Raw genomic sequence first — 15,515 nt, 5'->3', positions numbered from 1 at the left:
CCTCCCCTAGCAATATGAGGCTCCGGAGTCGCTAGAAGACGACTCCGAGCGTCATATGACTCCATTATGTCGATGTGACGTCGGCAACTCTTCCAAAGATGGTTGTATGCGAAGAGTTCGGGCGTTGCGCCTGAGCGAGTTCAATCGCCCGTCCTCGACCTTCCATACGGAGAGCACCCATGACTCAGCCCAACCCCTTGACCGAACGCCTCGACGCCGGACCAGTGATCTGCGCCGAAGGATTCCTGTTCGAACTCGAAAAGCGCGGCTACCTGTCCGCAGGAGAGTTCGTGCCCGAGGTCGCACTCGAATTCCCCGATGCCCTGCGCTCACTGCACGTGGACTTCCAGCGCGCCGGCTCGGACATCGTCGAAGCCTTCACCTACAACGGTCACCGCGAGAAAATGCGGGTCATCGGCAAGGAGGATCTGCTCGAACCTCTCAACCGCTCCGCCCTGCAGATCGCCCGCAGCGTTGCCGACGCCAAACCCGGAAACTTCATGGCCGGAAACATCTCGAACTCGAACATCTGGGATCCCGAGAATCCGGAACGCCAGGCCGAGGTCCGTTCCATGTTCACCGAGATGGTGGGGTGGGCCGTGGACGAAGGCGCCGACCTCATCGTCGGCGAGACCTTCTACTTCGCCGGTGAGGCCATTGCTGCGGCCGAGATCGCCAAGGCCAGCGGCCTGCCCGTCGTCCTCACCCTCGCACCTATGGCCTTTCAGCAGATGGCCGACGGTGTGGGCATCGTGGAGACGGCGCAGAAGCTCGAACAGCTGGGCGTCGACGTCGTCGGCCTCAACTGCTTCCGCGGACCCGCCACGATGCTGCCGTGGCTGAAGGAGATCCGTGCGGCAGTGTCCTGTCACGTCGGTGCCCTGCCCATCCCCTACCGCACGACGGCCGATGAGCCCACCTTCTTCAACCTCTCCGATCTTCATGCCGCAGTCCACTCGCCGCATGGGCGCACCTTCCCCACGGCTCTCGATCCGCTGCAGACGAACCGCTACGAGATCGGCTCCTTCGCAAAGGAAGCCTACGACCTGGGCATCAACTACATCGGCGTGTGCTGCGGCGCGACTCCGATGCACATCCGTGAGGTCGCCGAGGCGGTCGGCCTGACCACCGATGCCAGCCGGTTCTCGGAAAACATGAAGAACCACTTCATGTACGGCGACAACGAACGCCTCGCCGACAACGTCGTCGCCCTCGGCTCCACCGCCTGAACGCAGTATCCGGCAGCACCGCCTGAACGCAGTATCCGGCACCACCGCCTGAGCGCAGTTTGCCTCTGCCCGAGTACAGGCTGCCTCCGCCCAAGTCGCGAACGCGTGGGCAACCAGCATCTTCTCCTCGACACCGCGCATCACTCGACACCGCGCACCAACGGGACCAAAAGGCCCCTGTGCAACGGGACCTTTTGGCGCTGAGTGTGTGCAGCGGAACTGCGGGTAGGAATAGTGCCTGCAGTGAGGAACAACCTCTTCCCCGCTGCGGCGACGAAGCTGCCCGGAGATCATCACACACCAAGAGCGCCAAAACCTCCCTGTGCAACGGGGTGTTCTGGCGCTCTTGGTGTGCGGAGTGAGTCACATGGCGTCGCGCTTACCTACGGTGGTGCTACCCGCGCCTTCGCGACGAAGCAAGCAGCATCAGCCCTGCGGCGTCACGCCGATCGAATCGAGTGCGGCCTCGAGACGGGAGATCGAACCGTCGATGTCGCCGAGCTTGTCGAGACCGAAGAGACCGATTCTGAAGGTCGAGAAGTCCTCCGGCTCGTCGCACTGCAGAGGAACTCCGGCAGCGATCTGAACTCCGGCTTCCTTGAAGCTCGCGCCGGTGGCCAGCTTCGGATTGTCCGTGTGGACGACGACCACGCTGGGCGAGGCGAATTCCGGAGCCGCGACAGAAGACAGTCCACGATCGGCGAAGACTGTGCGGACCCGGTCGCCGAGCTCGAACTGGGCGGCTGAGAGCTTGTCGAAGCCGCGCTCCTCGGTCTCGAGCATGAGCTTGGCGTTGTGCGCCAGCGAATCGGTCGGCATCGTCGCGTGATACGGCGCCCGGCCCTCTTCGTACTCGTCGGCGATGAACAGCCACTTCTTCAGATCCATGGCGAAGCTCGAGGAGGTGGACTCCTGAACCGCGGCACGCCCGGTTTCGCTGAGCATGACGTAGCCGGCGCAGGGTGAACCACTCCACCCCTTCTGTGGTGCGCTGATGAGGACGTCGACGCCCAGATCGGTCTGAGAGGCCCACACGGCACCCGAGGCGATGCAGTCGAGGACGAAGACTCCGCCGACGCTGTGAACCGCGTCGGCGACCTGGCGGATGTAATCATCGGGCAGGAGCATCCCGGACGCGGTTTCGACGTGGGGTGCGAACACGACGGCTGGTCGTTCGCGCTCGATGGCGGCGACCACCTCGGCGATGGGGGCCGGAGCCCAGGCCGACTGGTGCTCGTCGCTGAGCGGTGAGGCCTTGAGCACGGTCGTCTCACTGGCGATGGAGCCGGCGTCGAGGATCTGTGACCAGCGGAAGGAGAACAGTCCGTTGCGGACCACGAGGCACTTCTTGCCCGTCGCGAGCTGCCTGGCCACGGATTCCATGGCGTAGCTGCCGCCACCAGGGACGATGGCCACACTATGGGCGTCGTATGCCTCGCGCAGGACGCGATTGATGTCCTGCATCACGGAGACGAATCGCCCCGACATGTGGTTCAGCGATCGGTCGGTGAAGACCACCGAGTATTCGAGCAGGCCGTCTGGGTCAACATCTTCATGTGGCAAAGTCATGTCTCCCACATTGCCACGTTCACGAAGTTTGGGCCACTATCCGGGCAGCGAATCCCACCAGCTGGTTTGCCTGTGATCCGAGTTCACCGACATACAACTTTCGGGAACGGTCGATGGTTCAGAAGCGGTCGATGACCGATGGCTCACAGGTGGTCGATGACATGGGCGCCGGGGGCCGGGCCCGTGGTTCGCAGCGCTTCCTTGACTCCGCGCGTGGCCTGGAGCAGCACCGCAAGTTCAAGTGCGTGATGGGCGTCGCGGGCGAGGAAGCCGATCGTTGGACCCGAGCCGCTGAGCAGGGGCAGGAGCGCACCGGCGTCGCGCCCGGCCTCCATCACCTCGGCGAGCTCGGGCATCGCCGATATCGCGGCATCAGTCAGATCGTTGGCTGCCGCCGTCGCCAAGATGTCCGGATCGCCAGCGGCGAGCGCCGCGAGGACATCGGCGGGCACGACGGCCGGTTCGGGGTCGGGTGTGAGTTCGTCGAAACGTGAGTAGATCGCCGGCGTGGACAGCTGCCTCGCCGAGGTGGCCATGACCCAGTGGAATGATCCGCGGGTGAGGACGGGGGTGAGTTTCTCCCCGCGGCCATGGCCGATGGCCGTTCCCCCGTGGAGGAGGAAGGCGACATCGGCGCCGACGGCGACCGCGCAGTCATGGAGGATCGACTCGTCGACTCCCCCGATGAGGTGGGCCCCACCGCACAGTGCTGCGGCAGCGTCGGCCGATCCGCCGCCCATGCCGCCGGCGACGGGCACCTGTTTGTCGATGACGATGTCGAGGTCGCGCAGGACGTCGACATCCCGTTCGTCTTCGAGGGCGCTGATGAGGAGGTTGATGGCCTTCCGGGCGAAGTTCGACTCGTCCTGGGGCACCTCGGCGTCCGCATATCGGCCGCCGACGACGATCGAAGCGCTGCCGCCGGGGACGAGGGTCAGGGTCTCATTGAGGTTGAGCGCTTGGAACACCGTCGCGAGTTCGTGGTATCCGTCGTCGCCAGCTGTGCCCACGCCGAGGTGGACGTTGATTTTGCCCGGTGCCCGCACCTTCACCGGCGTCAGGGTCGTCGGGCTCGAGTGCAGCTGTGCGCTCATGACTGTGCGCTTTCCTGTGGGTTTTCGTGTGTGCCTTCGTCGTCCGGTGTGAGGGTGTTGCCCGAAGTCGCACCCGCGGCTGCACTCGTCGACGTCGCGCCGCGCTCCGATGCTGCGCCCGCTGCGGCGAGTCGTTCGAAGTCATCGACGCCGAGGGCTTCGCCGCGCGTTTTCGGGTCGATGCCTGCAGCGCGCAGGAGCTCTTCTGCCCGCTGGGGACCGCCGGCCCAGGTTGCCAGGGCCGCGCGCAGGGTCTTGCGACGTTGGGCGAAGGCTGCGTCGACGACGCTGAACAGGCGACGTCGCTGATCCGGGTCACGGTGGGTGCGGGGCACGTCGATGTGGACGAGTCCGGAGTCGATGTTCGGGGCCGGCCAGAACACGTTCTTGCCGATGCGTCCGGCCAGAGTGACGTCGCCATACCACTGAGCCTTGACGCTGGGCACACCATAGGTGCGCGATCCAGGGCCCGCGGCGAGGCGTTCGGCGACCTCGAGCTGGACCATGACGAGCACCGACGTGAGGCTCGGGAAGACCTCGAGGAAATGCAGGAGCACTGGGACCGCAACGTTGTAGGGCAGGTTCGCGACCAGCGCGTCGGGGGCCGTCGGCAATTCGGTGACCTTGAGCGCATCGGCGTTGACCAGCTCGAAGTTCGCGGCCTCGTCGGCAGCGACTGCAGTCTGCCCATACTTCTCAACCGTCGCCGGCAGGCGTGCGGCCAGGACATCGTCGATCTCAACGGCGGTGACATGGTGTCCGGCTTCCAGCAGACCCAACGTCAGCGATCCCAGGCCGGGACCGATCTCGACGACGCTGCTGTGATCGGCAAGCTTCGCGGACGCAACGATCGAGCGCACGGTATTGGGGTCGATGACGAAGTTCTGCCCCTTCTGCTTAGTCGGGCGCAGACCGATGTCGGCGGCGATTTCGCGAATGTCGCGTGCGGTCAATAACGTCACAGCCAACAACTTACAGCACTCGTTGACAGGCACAATCACCGAAGGCTCCTGTCGCCATTTCCTTGTACTCTGAACCATCGCAGTCACAGGACGGATGATCGCAGTCAGAGGACTGACGCCAGGACGATAGGGTGAACGTATGGATCCGCAGACACTCACCGAACTCCTCGACGTCTCCGTCCTCGACCGGCTCGACCGGATCGAGGACCTGCCTGCGGATGAGCTCGCCCGATCCTCGGCGCTGCGCAAGGAAGGCTATTCCGCCGAGGTGACCGCCGGCCTGCTCACACAGGCTCAGCTGCGCAAGGACGCTGTGAAGAAGCTCGGCCCGTTCGCCGAAGACATGCTGTTCACTCGCGATGGTCTGGCCCAAGCCACACGACTGCCGGTCGCCGCCCACCACGCCCGCCGCCTCCTCGGCGAGGGCAAGGACACCGGTGGCGACAAGGACACCGACAACAGTCCTGATGCGGCAGACCCCGCACCCACGATCGCCGATCTGGGCTGTGGGATCGGCGTCGATTCCTTCGCCTTCGCCGGGATGGGCGCCCAGGTCACCGCCGTCGACGCGGATGAGGTCACCGCGGCCATCGCCAGCTTCAACCTCCGCCACCTGACCAATGCCAGCGTCGACCATGCCCGCGCCGAAGACATCGACACGTCTGCATTCGACGCCCTGTGGTTCGACCCGGCCCGCCGCACGGTCGGGAAGGGCACCAAAGGCGGGTCCACCGCACGCATCTTCGACCCCGAAGACTTCTCCCCTTCCCTGTCATGGGTCATCGACAAGGCGATCGCGGCGAAGGCCGCGGGGGTCAAGCTCGGACCAGCGCTCGACCACAGCCTCATCCCCGATGAGGCCGAGGCGCAATGGGTCTCCCACCTGGGCGAAGTCGTCGAGGTCTGCCTCTACTTCGGTGCCGCCCGGCAGCGTCCCGGACGCAGTGCCCTCGTCATGGGCGACCGCACGCTCCTCGTCCACGAGGACGATCTGCCCGACGATGATGAGGACGGCGTCGGCGAAGTCGGCCACTACCTCCTGGAACCCGACGGGGCGATCGTGCGCGCCGGGCTCGTCACCGCCCTGTGCGGACCGCTGCAGGCTCGCCGCGTCCACCCGAAGATCGCCTATCTGACCACCGACGTCGAACCCACCGGGCCGGCCGCGGCCGGGGTCACCTCCTATCAGGTCACCGATGTGCTGCCCGCGAAGATCCCCAGCCTGCGCAAGGCCCTCGTCAGCCGTGGCATCGGTTCGGTCGTGATCAAAAAACGCGGAGCTGATATTGTTCCTGACCAGGTCAGGCGTCAGCTCAAACTGCCGGCAGGAGACAAAGCGACATTGGTATTCACCCGCCTGGGTGACCGTCATGTCGTCCTCCTGACCCAACCCTGCTGAACCGCCTCACCCTGCTCAACTGATCCACCGCTGCTCTACGCCCTTAGTCCCACCCCACCAGGAGAGTCCCCATGAACCGCTCCGACGTTCTCATCACCGCCGACGAACTCCTCGCTCGCCTCGCCGACGATGGATCCACGCCGAGGCTGCTCGACGTCCGCTGGACACTGCAGAAGCCCGACGGCCGCGACGACTTCACCGCCGGGCACATCCCCGGAGCCATCTACGTCGACCTGGACACGGAACTCGCCGCACACTCCGAGAACGACCCCACCGCGGGACGTCACCCGCTGCCATCTGCCGAAGCATTCCAGGACCAGGTCCGGGCCTGGGGCATCGACCAGCTCACCGAGGTCGTCGTCTATGACGACAATTCGGGCCAGGGAGCCGCCCGTGCATGGTGGCTGCTGCAGTGGGCGGGAATGAAGGCCCGGGTCCTCGACGGCGGCCTGAACGCATTTGTTGCGGCCGGAGGGGAATTGGCCACCGGAGTCGGCGCCCCCGTGCAGCCGAGCACCGTGACGATCTCCCCCGATTCGATGCCCGTCATCGACGCCGATGCTGCGTCGGCCTGGACGGGAGTCCTGCTCGATGCGCGGGCCGGCGAGCGTTTCCGTGGAGACAGCGAACCGCTCGACTCACAGGCCGGCCACATTCCCGGCGCCACGAACGCGCCCGCCAGCGAGAACACCGCCGATGGCAAGTTCCTTGACGAGGAATCTCTGCGCTCGCGCTTCTCGGCTCTCGGCGCTCTCGACCAGCCCGTCGGCGTCTACTGCGGTTCAGGCGTCAGCGCCTGCCACAATGCCCTGGCTCTGGCGAGCCTCGGTGTCGAGGCGAGCCTCTACCCGGCCAGCTGGTCGGGCTGGTCCTCCGATCCCGACCGCCCGGTCGCCACGGGGGCCTGAACCGACGGGGCTGACGTAGCTGCAGTCTCACCCGAGCCGCAGTCTCCAAACTCGTCCGCACCCGAACCATGTCCGCACCCGAACCGAGTCCGCACCCGAACCGTGCAACGGTTGGTATGGTCTCTTCGAACTCAGCGCTGAATTCGAAGAGACCATACCGACCGTTTGTCGTTCACGGTGCGGCACTGGTCGTTCACGGTGCGGCACTGCCTGACCAGCGGCCACCAATCGCCCTTGGGCGGCGGCAGCCAGATGTGGTCCGTGATCCGTCCGCACACGATTGCCATGTAAGCCGATTTGTTACATAAAACTCTCGAACACCGCCACAAGTGCGGCATTTCACCTCTGACATATACGCACCAGTGATCAAATGTTACAAAAATCTAGACAATGATCAGCACCCTGACCTGGACTTTTACAGAATCATCTCGGAAGGATGCTCGTTTATAACAAAAACGTGACATTGGGTCACTGATTGGTTACAGTTGTGAGGGTCGTACACGAAAGTGACGACTTCACAGCGAGAGCCGCACGCCACGCTCGATGTGAAATCTTCAAGGACCGAAAGTGGCGGTTGGGATTCTTCCAACAGGTGACGAGAGGAAAACGTGGCAATTAAGCAGCATGGCCGCCGGGCCGCAGAAGCCAAGGTCAAGACCCCACTGACCGAACTGACCGAAATCCTGAATGCCAACTCCGCCGTCTTCGGGCGTCGCGCAGCCGTTGTCGCTGCCAGCGGTGGTCTGCTCGCAGCAGCCGTTCTTCCGGCAGCAGGTCAGGGAGCCGACGACGACGTCGCAGTCTCCGCCGAGTCACAAGCTCAGACACAGGTCGAGTTCAAGAACCAGTCGGCGACCGTCACTGCTGGCGAAGGCTCATCTTCTCAGGACAAGGACAAGAAGGGGGACTCCTCCTTCGGTGTCGACGTCCAGAAGGTCACTGCTGAAGCCGCTCCTAAGCCTCAACCCAAGCCGAAGCCAGAACCCGTTGAGACTACCGAGGACGAGGCTGACGAACAGGCGGCTCCGAGCCCAGAGCCCGCCGAGGACAAGGCGGGCGATTCCGCCAACACCGATTCCTCCGATTCCGCCAACACCGGTTCCTCGGATTCCGGCGACAAGGACAAGTCAGACAAGTCGGACAAGAGCGAGAGCAAAGACTCCGGGTCTGACAATGCCGGTTCGATCGACGGCTCCAAGGCTCAGCAGGTCATCGGCTGGGCTGCCAAGGGCGTCGGCACCCCATACGTCTACGGTGGAACTTCACAGGGCGGCTGGGACTGCTCCGGTTACACCTCCTGGGTCTACAGCAAGGTCGGCGTCAACCTGCCTCGCAGCTCGGGAGCGCAGAAGGCATCCGGCACAGTCGTCTCCCAGTCGGAGGCCAAGCCCGGTGACCTCATCTGGCACCCCGGCCACGTCGGCATCTACGCCGGTGGCGGACAGATGTACGATGCCGGCTCCCCAGGTTCAGGCACCTCGAAGCGCAGCTACAGCTGGATGGGCAACGTCACCTTCATCCGCGTTCTCTGATCCAGTTCACACAGAAACTCCCCGCCTGACTCGACGGTCCTCGAGTCAGACGGGGAGTTTTTGTGTATCCGATTGCCTCAGCTGCAGTCCGGAGCCTTGTCGCTTCCCTCGTAGTCCACAGGCAGCTTGCCTGAGGCGTTGAGATCGCCCTTGAGCCATTTCGCCACGGCCTTCAACGCATTGGAGTTGCTGTCATAGGCCGTGACCGCCGACTTTGCCGAGGTATTGCGCATCGTCCACGGTGCAGCGGTGCCGACCGCCACCTCGGCGGGGGTGTCCGGGCTCAGGCTCACGCTCGTGCCACCGGAACCAACATCAAGTCCCGCAGCCTTCGCCGCCGCGGCCAGTGCGGTCTTCTCCTTCTCACCGCCACCGACGATGGAGATCGAGTCGGTGCCCTCAAATGCGCACTCGCCTTTGAGGACTGTCAGTGACTTCTCGGCCACCTCGGTCAGTACCTCCTGCGGATCCTTCGAACCGGCTGGCCCGGAGTCGCTCCCACCAGAATCCTCGGCTTCGGTGACCGCCTTCTGGGCCTCGGCCGTGGCCAGCTGCATCGCCACCACACGCTCGGCCTTCTTCTGCAGTTCGACTGTCTTCAGGTCACCATTCTTCATCGCTTTGACCACTGCCTGCTGTGCGGCTGCGGAATCCGGTGGCATGAGTGCGAGATCGGCGCCGGCAGACAGCGCTCTGACGGTTTCTCCCCCGCCCTGGCTCTGGTCCACAGCCTTCATATTGAGGGCATCGGTGATGATGACTCCGTCGAAGTCGAGCGTGTCCCGCAGAGACTGGTAGGCCTTTGTGTTCAGCGTCGCCGGCGTCGTCTTCGCATCCGGCAGGCCGATGTGCCCCATCATCACCATCGGGATGCCGGCCTTGACCGCGGACTTGAACGGCAGCAGGTCCGTGTCCTCGAGTTCCTCGATGCTCTTCTTCGACACCGGCAGGCCCTCGTGCGAGTCGACGTGAAGACGACCGTGGCCGGGGAAGTGCTTCGCGGAACTGGCGACACCGCCGAGGTGGTATCCGGTCGCGGCCTGGGCGACCACCTCGGCGACGGCCTTGTGATCGTCCCCGGCCGAACGCACGTTGATGGCCACGTCCTTCTCACCGGTCGTGACATCAGCGTCCGGGGCGAAATCGATGGTGAAGCCCAGGTCGGTGAGGTTCTGCCCCTGCACCTTGGTCGCGGTCTGCGTCAGTTCGGGGTCCTGGGCGGCCGAAAGCGCCATCAGTGGTGGAAACGGCAGCGCCCCGGTACTCAGCCGCGTCACCGGACCACCCTCCTGATCGACGCCGATCGACACGGGCTGGCCCTGGGAGCGGGCCCCACTGATTGCTTCTGTGACGCCCCTGACCTGGTCGGGAGTCGGCTTCTTGGGCAGATTGTCGGCCATGATGATGACCCCGCCGAGGTTATTGTCCTTCAGCAGATTCACCCCGGTCTGCGTATCGGCACCTGACCAGGTGCCGATGATGAGGGACCCAGCCAGCTCAGCGGTGGAGAACGAATCGACGATCTTCTTCGCCTCAGCGGCGAAGTCAGCAGGGCGGATATCCGCGGGATCGGCAGCCTCTTCGGGGTCGGCCCTCTGCGCCGATTGCGGTGCTCCGGCTCCCCCAGTCTTCTCCGGCTGCGGGTCGGAGGGTCCACCGGAGCAACCGGTCAGGGCGAGCACAGCGGTCGCAGCGATGATGCCAAGTCTGGGGCGCATATCACCATGCTAATCGCCGAAGATCAACCGGGGGCTAAGGCTGGCTGGGCGTGACTGCGCTGACTCAGAGTTCGGCGCTGCTTCAGAGCTTCTCGTGGGCGGCGAGTCGGCGGACGGTCTCCTTCGCACCTCGTTCGTGCAGGGAGGCAAGGGCTGCCAGGTAGTGCCCGGTGAAGCGGGGCTCGTCAACCAGGGTGCCGAAGAACTGCTCCTGCCGGACGAAGGCCAAGGCGTCCTCTGCTTGCGACCTCGCGACCTGCTGGAGTTCTTCGCCGAAGCGATCGACGATGGTGAACGCCGCCCCCTGCTCATCGCTGCCTTCGGCGTAGCGGGCCCAGGATGCGCAGATCGCGGCCGAGACCTCGACCGGTGCGCCCGAGGCAAGATTGTCACCGATGACGGGGACCAGCCATTTGGGGATGCGGTCGGAGGATTCGGCGCCGAGGCGGGCCAAGGTATCGCGGATCTCGGGATTGCTGAAGCGCTCGATGAGTGAGTCCTTGTACCCGTCGAGGTCGATGCCCGGCAACGGCTCAAGGCTGGGCGAACCCTCCTCGTCCATGTATCTGCGCAGGTAAGAGGCGATATCGGGGTTCTCCATCGCTTTGTGGGCATAGGTGTAGCCGGCGAGGAGGCCGAAGTAGGCCAGCCCCTGATGCCCGGAATTGAGCAGACGCAGCTTCATGTGCTCGTAAGGTCTGACGTCGTCAACGACCTGGACACCTGCCAGTTCGTATGGGGGCCTGCCCGAGGTGAACCTGTCCTCGAGTACCCATTGGAAGAAGGGTTCGGCGACCACGGGCCAGGCATCGAGCAACCCGGCGTCATCACGCAGGTCCTCCCGGTCCTCATCTGTGGTGGCCGGGGTGATGCGATCAACCATCGCGTTCGGGAAGGCCACATGAACGTCGATCCAGTCAGCGAGTTCAGGGTCGACGAGACGGGCAAAGGCGCCGAACATCTTCTTCGCCACCTGTCCGTTCTCCGAGATGTTGTCACACGACTGCACGGTGAACGGGGCCACACCTGCGTCTCGGCGGCGGCGCAGGGCTTCGATCACATATCCGAAGACCGTACCCGGCAGCTGCCCAGCGGCCAGTGCGGCCACATCGGCGACGATCATCGCATCGTCGGAGATGAACTCCCCGGTCACCGGGTTGACGTTGTATCCGCCCTCGGTGACGGTGAGCGAGACGATGCGGATCGCCGGCTCGCCGAGGAGGTCGATGAGTCCCTGCGGATCGTCGGGTCCGTAGCGGTAGTCGATGATCGACCCGATGACCCGTCGTTCGCGGGTGCCGTCGGAGTGTTTGAGCGTCAGCGAATAGAGGTGGTCCTGTCCGGCCAGCGCGTCTCGCATGCGCACATCGTGGGGCAGGACACCGGCTCCCACGATTCCCCAGTCCGCGGCACGTCCGGCGCTCATGAGGTCATCGATGACCATTGCCATATGGGCCCGGTGGAAGCCGCCGACTCCGAAGTGCACGATGCCCGGAGTCACTGCGCTCCGGTCGTAGTCGGGGACCGTGACTCCGCGTGCCGCAATCCGGTCAAGGTTCGATTCGTGCAGAGGCAGCATGTCACGGCCTTCGTGACCAGAGTCCGTGGGATGGAGGGCATCCGTGGGTTTCATCATCATCTCTTCCCTGATCGTTGATCGAACCGGTTGGGCATTCGGTTGAGCATCATTTGACTGCACCCATCGACAGGCCCTGGACGAGTTTGTCCTGGGCGGCGATGCCCGCCACGAGCACCGGCACCGAAATGATCAGCGAGGCCGCGCATACCTGGGACAGGAACAGTCCCTGGGAGGTGACGAAACTGGTGAGGAACACGGGAGCGGTCGATGCTGCCGTCGAGGTCAGGACATTGGCGAACAGCAGTTCGTTCCACGAGAAGATGAAGCAGATGAGTGCCGTGGCCGCGAGGCCCGGAGCGGTCAGCGGCAACAGGATCTGCATGAAGACACGGGGAAGCCGGGCACCGTCGAGCTCAGCGGCCTCGAGCACTTCCACCGGCACCTCGGCGAGGAACGATCGCATCATCCATACTGCGATGGGCATGTTCATCGCCGAATAGATGATGATGAGCAGGAGCCAGGTGTCGAGGATGCCGAATGCCTGCGCGACCAGGTAGACGGGCAGCAGCCCCGCGACCATCGGCAGCATCTTGGTCGAGAGCAGGAAGAACAGCACGTCGGACCAGCGTTGGATCCGGCGAATGGCCAGCGAGTACGCGGCCATGGTCGACAGAACCAACACGATGAGGGTGGAGACGATCGCCGCGACCGCAGAATTGATGAGGGAGGGCCAGGGGCTCGCACCGCTGCCTCCGCCGAAGAAGTTGGCATAGGAGTCCAGCGTCAGCGGCGCGAAGAAGCTGGGCGGGTTCGTCGAGGCATCGGTCTCGGCATGCAGGCTGGTCAACAGCATCCACAGCAGCGGGGACACGAAGAGGAGCCCCACGAGCCAGGCCAAGAGACCGAGCAGAATTTTGCCGATTCTGCGTTGCCCCGGACGTCGCGGCGCACTCGCCTTCTGCCGGGAACGATCGGCACCTGCCTGGCCGGTGTTGGCTGCGGGGTCGGTGGCTCCTGTCGCCGCCGTGATGTCTGAGGTGCTCATGAGTTCTCCTCCTTGAGCAGAGTGGACGCGGTTCGCAGTGCGAAGGTTGCAATGACAAGTGATGCGATGACGACGATGACGCCGACAGCAGAGGCAACGCCATAGTCCTGGGCCACGAAGAACTCCTGGTAGATGACATACGGCAGATTCGCGGTTCCGAGTCCGCCTGAGGTCATCGTGAAGACGGTGTCGAAGTTCTGCACGATGTAGATCGTGCCGAGCAGCGCCGCGAGTTCGATATAGCGGCGCAGGTGCGGCAACGTGATGAATCGGAACGTCTGACCCGGCCCGGCGCCGTCGACCAGGGCCGCCTCGTAGACGTCCATGGGACGCGACTGCAGACCTGCCAGCATGATGAGCATCATGAACGGGGTCCACTGCCAGACGAGCACGATGCCGATTCCCAACAGCGGGTATGTGCTCATCAGATCCGGCTGCGGGGCATTCTCACCTAAGACAGTGGTCAGCAGTCCGTTGACCAATCCGTAGGAAGGGTTGAAGATCGCATGCTTGAACAGCAGTGCCGCAGCCACGGGCACGATCAGGAACGGGGTGATCATCAGCGTGCGCACGAACCCGCGTCCGATGAACTTGCGGTCAAGGAGAAGTGCGATGGCCAAGCCCAGCACGGCCGACACCAGGACGACTGAGACGGTGAGCCCAACGGTGACGAACACTGCACGCAGCAGGTCCGCATCTGTGAAGACGGTGATGTAGTTCTGCAGGGTGCCGAAGCTGATGTCATCGGGATAGGCAGCGTTCCACTTCATGAACGAGATGACGATCGTGATCGCGAACGGAATCTGCGTGACGAGGATGACGAAGATCAGCGCCGGCAGCATCGGGGCTCGCCGAGACCACCGCTGTCGAGCATTCGAGGATGCGGGCTTAGGCGATGTGGGCGCGGGCACCGCCCGAGTTCGGCGATCTTGCGCAGGAGCTGACATGGACAACCTCCGGTGATGGGTGCAATGGGGCCGGATGCCTGGGCGGAGACGCGAACGCCTCCGCCCACGGCGCTTCTCTCACTTCTTGTACTTGTCTCCGACCTTCTGCGCTTCCTTCTGTCCCTTCTCCAAGGCCTTGTCCACCGTGGTGCGTCCGGCAATCGCCGAACTGACGTCCTCAGAGATGCCCGTCGCCAGGTCAGCGAATTCGGGGATGGTCACGAACTGCACGCCGAGAGTCGGGCGCGGCTGCACACCGGGATTCTCCGGATCGGCCGAGTTGATGGCGTCCTCGGTCTGCTTGTAGAACGGTTCTGCTGCCTTCTGGTAGTCCGGGTTCTCATAGGTCGAGGTGCGTTTGCCTGCGGGCACGTGCTGCCAGCCCAGTTCCTCGGCCACGGTTTCCTCATAGTCCTGCGAGGAGGCCCAGGCCACGAACTGCTTGGCGGCATCCTGGTTCTTGGCCGCATCCTGGATGCCCCAGGCCCAGGTGTAGAGCCACGAACTCGACTCGGTCTCCTTCACCGGAGCAGCAACGTAGCCGATCTTGCCTTTGACCGGTGAGTCATCGGCTTCGAGGGTTCCTGTTGCCGCCGTCGAGTCATACCACATTGCGACATTGCCCTGTTGCAGGTTGGTCAGGCACTCGGTGTACCCGGCCTGCGGTGCTCCCGATTCGCCGTGATCCTTGATGAGGTCGACATAGAAGTTCGTCGCCTCTTTGAACTCCTTGGAATCGACCTGAGCATCCCAATTCTCATCGAACCAGGTTCCGCCGAAGGTATTGACCACAGTGGTCAGGGGCGCGAACATCTCTCCCCAACCGGGCAGACCACGCAGGCAGATGCCCTTGGTTCCCTTCTCGGCACCGTCGACCTTCGCCGCCAGGTCGGCAACCTCGTCCCAAGTCGGATTCTCCGGCATCGTCACATCTGCCTTCTCGAAGATGTCCTTCCTGTACATCAGGAAGGATCCCTCCCCATAGAACGGCTCTCCGTAGATCTGGTCCTCATAGGTCATCGATTCGGCCATCGGCGCGAGGATGTCGTCCTGGTTGAATCCCTCGGCATCGACCACCCCTTCGTCCATCGGGGTCAGCCACCCGTTCTTGGCGTATGTCGGCACTTCGTAGTTCGACATCGAGGCCACGTCGTAGTTGCCGGCCTGAGCGGAGAACTCCTGACCGATCTTGGCGCGAACTTCGTTCTCCGGCAGCACTGTGTAGTTGACCTTGATGCCTGTGTCGTTGGTGAAGTGATCGGCGGTGAGCTTCTGCAGGTCCTGCATCTGCGGATTGTTGACCATGAGAACGTTGACTTCTTCGTTTCCTCCGCCGCTCGAACTGCCTCCGGCGCCACCACACCCAGCGAGTGTGAGTGCTCCGACCACTCCGATGGCCGCCGCTGTGACAGCTCGACCCGTGATCTTCTGCTTCATCGTAATTGCCTTCCCTCGTCATTGCGGGATTGCTGCCCGCCGTCGGGTGTGCTTGACGAAATACATATGAGCATCCGTGCTCACATGTGCAATACT

At 63.8% G+C, this 15,515-nt stretch carries 12 protein-coding genes; 4 read left to right on the top strand and 8 right to left on the bottom strand.

What is annotated here, in order from left to right; all coding sequences use genetic code 11:
- Window positions 1-179 precede the first annotated feature (179 nt).
- Window positions 180-1,229, top strand: coding sequence for a homocysteine S-methyltransferase family protein (locus BANT918_RS13920; protein WP_101620820.1), 1,050 nt, complete (start codon window positions 180-182; stop codon window positions 1,227-1,229).
- Between the two features lie 426 nt (window positions 1,230-1,655).
- Here the strand turns inward: BANT918_RS13920 and BANT918_RS13915 are convergent, their stop codons facing one another.
- The 3 genes from BANT918_RS13915 to rsmA all read right to left on the bottom strand — a co-directional run bounded on the left by BANT918_RS13915 (window position 1,656) and on the right by rsmA (window position 4,854).
- Entirely contained in the window at window positions 1,656-2,798 is a 1,143-nt protein-coding gene (locus tag BANT918_RS13915) for an alanine--glyoxylate aminotransferase family protein (RefSeq protein WP_101620819.1), read from the bottom strand.
- A 143-nt stretch (window positions 2,799-2,941) separates the two neighbouring features.
- Window positions 2,942-3,892, bottom strand: coding sequence for a 4-(cytidine 5'-diphospho)-2-C-methyl-D-erythritol kinase (locus BANT918_RS13910; RefSeq protein WP_101620818.1), 951 nt, complete (start codon window positions 3,890-3,892; stop codon window positions 2,942-2,944).
- Window positions 3,889-4,854, bottom strand: a complete 966-nt coding sequence (gene rsmA, locus BANT918_RS13905; RefSeq protein WP_233430500.1) for a 16S rRNA (adenine(1518)-N(6)/adenine(1519)-N(6))-dimethyltransferase RsmA — start codon at window positions 4,852-4,854, stop codon at window positions 3,889-3,891. Before rsmA ends, BANT918_RS13910 begins: the two co-directional genes overlap by 4 nt.
- 139 nt (window positions 4,855-4,993) lie before the next feature.
- On the opposite strand from rsmA, the gene BANT918_RS13900 reads away from it, so the two are divergent.
- The 3 genes from BANT918_RS13900 (at window position 4,994) to BANT918_RS13890 (ending at window position 8,693) form a co-directional block, all read left to right on the top strand.
- On the top strand, window positions 4,994-6,253 hold the full coding sequence (locus BANT918_RS13900; RefSeq protein ID WP_101620817.1) for a THUMP-like domain-containing protein: 1,260 nt from the start codon (window positions 4,994-4,996) through the stop codon (window positions 6,251-6,253).
- Window positions 6,254-6,324: 71 nt separating this feature from the next.
- Window positions 6,325-7,161, top strand: a complete 837-nt coding sequence (locus BANT918_RS13895; RefSeq protein WP_101620816.1) for a sulfurtransferase — start codon at window positions 6,325-6,327, stop codon at window positions 7,159-7,161.
- Window positions 7,162-7,769: 608 nt separating this feature from the next.
- The gene (locus BANT918_RS13890) at window positions 7,770-8,693 is read left to right on the top strand and encodes a C40 family peptidase (RefSeq protein WP_101620815.1); all 924 of its coding nucleotides are present in this window, start codon (window positions 7,770-7,772) and stop codon (window positions 8,691-8,693) included.
- A 77-nt stretch (window positions 8,694-8,770) separates the two neighbouring features.
- Here the strand turns inward: BANT918_RS13890 and BANT918_RS13885 are convergent, their stop codons facing one another.
- From BANT918_RS13885 to BANT918_RS13865, 5 genes are all read right to left on the bottom strand, one after another.
- The gene (locus BANT918_RS13885; RefSeq protein WP_101620814.1) at window positions 8,771-10,411 is read right to left on the bottom strand and encodes a glycoside hydrolase family 3 N-terminal domain-containing protein; all 1,641 of its coding nucleotides are present in this window, start codon (window positions 10,409-10,411) and stop codon (window positions 8,771-8,773) included.
- A gap of 82 nt (window positions 10,412-10,493) precedes the next feature.
- Window positions 10,494-11,990, bottom strand: a complete 1,497-nt coding sequence (locus tag BANT918_RS13880) for a mannitol dehydrogenase family protein (RefSeq protein WP_101620847.1) — start codon at window positions 11,988-11,990, stop codon at window positions 10,494-10,496.
- A 106-nt stretch (window positions 11,991-12,096) separates the two neighbouring features.
- Entirely contained in the window at window positions 12,097-13,035 is a 939-nt protein-coding gene (locus BANT918_RS13875) for a carbohydrate ABC transporter permease (protein ID WP_208618116.1), read from the bottom strand.
- A complete protein-coding gene (locus BANT918_RS13870) occupies window positions 13,032-13,982 on the bottom strand; it encodes a carbohydrate ABC transporter permease (RefSeq protein ID WP_101620813.1) in 951 nt (316 codons plus the stop codon). The genes BANT918_RS13875 and BANT918_RS13870 overlap by 4 nt, the downstream gene beginning before the upstream one ends.
- A 78-nt stretch (window positions 13,983-14,060) precedes the next feature.
- Complete coding sequence (locus tag BANT918_RS13865) at window positions 14,061-15,419, bottom strand: ABC transporter substrate-binding protein (protein ID WP_101620812.1); 1,359 nt, start codon at window positions 15,417-15,419, stop codon at window positions 14,061-14,063.
- Window positions 15,420-15,515: the final 96 nt, after the last annotated feature.

This window comes from Brevibacterium antiquum CNRZ 918 (genome assembly GCF_900169145.1).
Lineage (GTDB): Bacteria > Actinomycetota > Actinomycetes > Actinomycetales > Brevibacteriaceae > Brevibacterium > Brevibacterium koreense.
The sequence above is the reverse complement of the archived record's forward strand: the minus strand, read 5'-3'. Positions and strand labels throughout refer to the sequence as shown.

Bases quoted from the DNA above. Each gene is read 5' to 3' on its own strand.
- BANT918_RS13920 (WP_101620820.1), top strand. From the start codon at position 180: ATGACTCAGCCCAACCCCTTGACCGAACGCCTCGACGCCGGACCAGTG.
- BANT918_RS13915 (WP_101620819.1), bottom strand. From the start codon at position 2,798: ATGACTTTGCCACATGAAGATGTTGACCCAGACGGCCTGCTCGAATAC.
- BANT918_RS13910 (WP_101620818.1), bottom strand. From the start codon at position 3,892: ATGAGCGCACAGCTGCACTCGAGCCCGACGACCCTGACGCCGGTGAAG.
- BANT918_RS13900 (WP_101620817.1), top strand. From the start codon at position 4,994: ATGGATCCGCAGACACTCACCGAACTCCTCGACGTCTCCGTCCTCGAC.
- BANT918_RS13895 (WP_101620816.1), top strand. From the start codon at position 6,325: ATGAACCGCTCCGACGTTCTCATCACCGCCGACGAACTCCTCGCTCGC.
- BANT918_RS13885 (WP_101620814.1), bottom strand. From the start codon at position 10,411: ATGCGCCCCAGACTTGGCATCATCGCTGCGACCGCTGTGCTCGCCCTG.
- BANT918_RS13880 (WP_101620847.1), bottom strand. From the start codon at position 11,990: ATGCTGCCTCTGCACGAATCGAACCTTGACCGGATTGCGGCACGCGGA.
- BANT918_RS13875 (WP_208618116.1), bottom strand. From the start codon at position 13,035: ATGAGCACCTCAGACATCACGGCGGCGACAGGAGCCACCGACCCCGCA.
- BANT918_RS13870 (WP_101620813.1), bottom strand. From the start codon at position 13,982: ATGTCAGCTCCTGCGCAAGATCGCCGAACTCGGGCGGTGCCCGCGCCC.
- BANT918_RS13865 (WP_101620812.1), bottom strand. From the start codon at position 15,419: ATGAAGCAGAAGATCACGGGTCGAGCTGTCACAGCGGCGGCCATCGGA.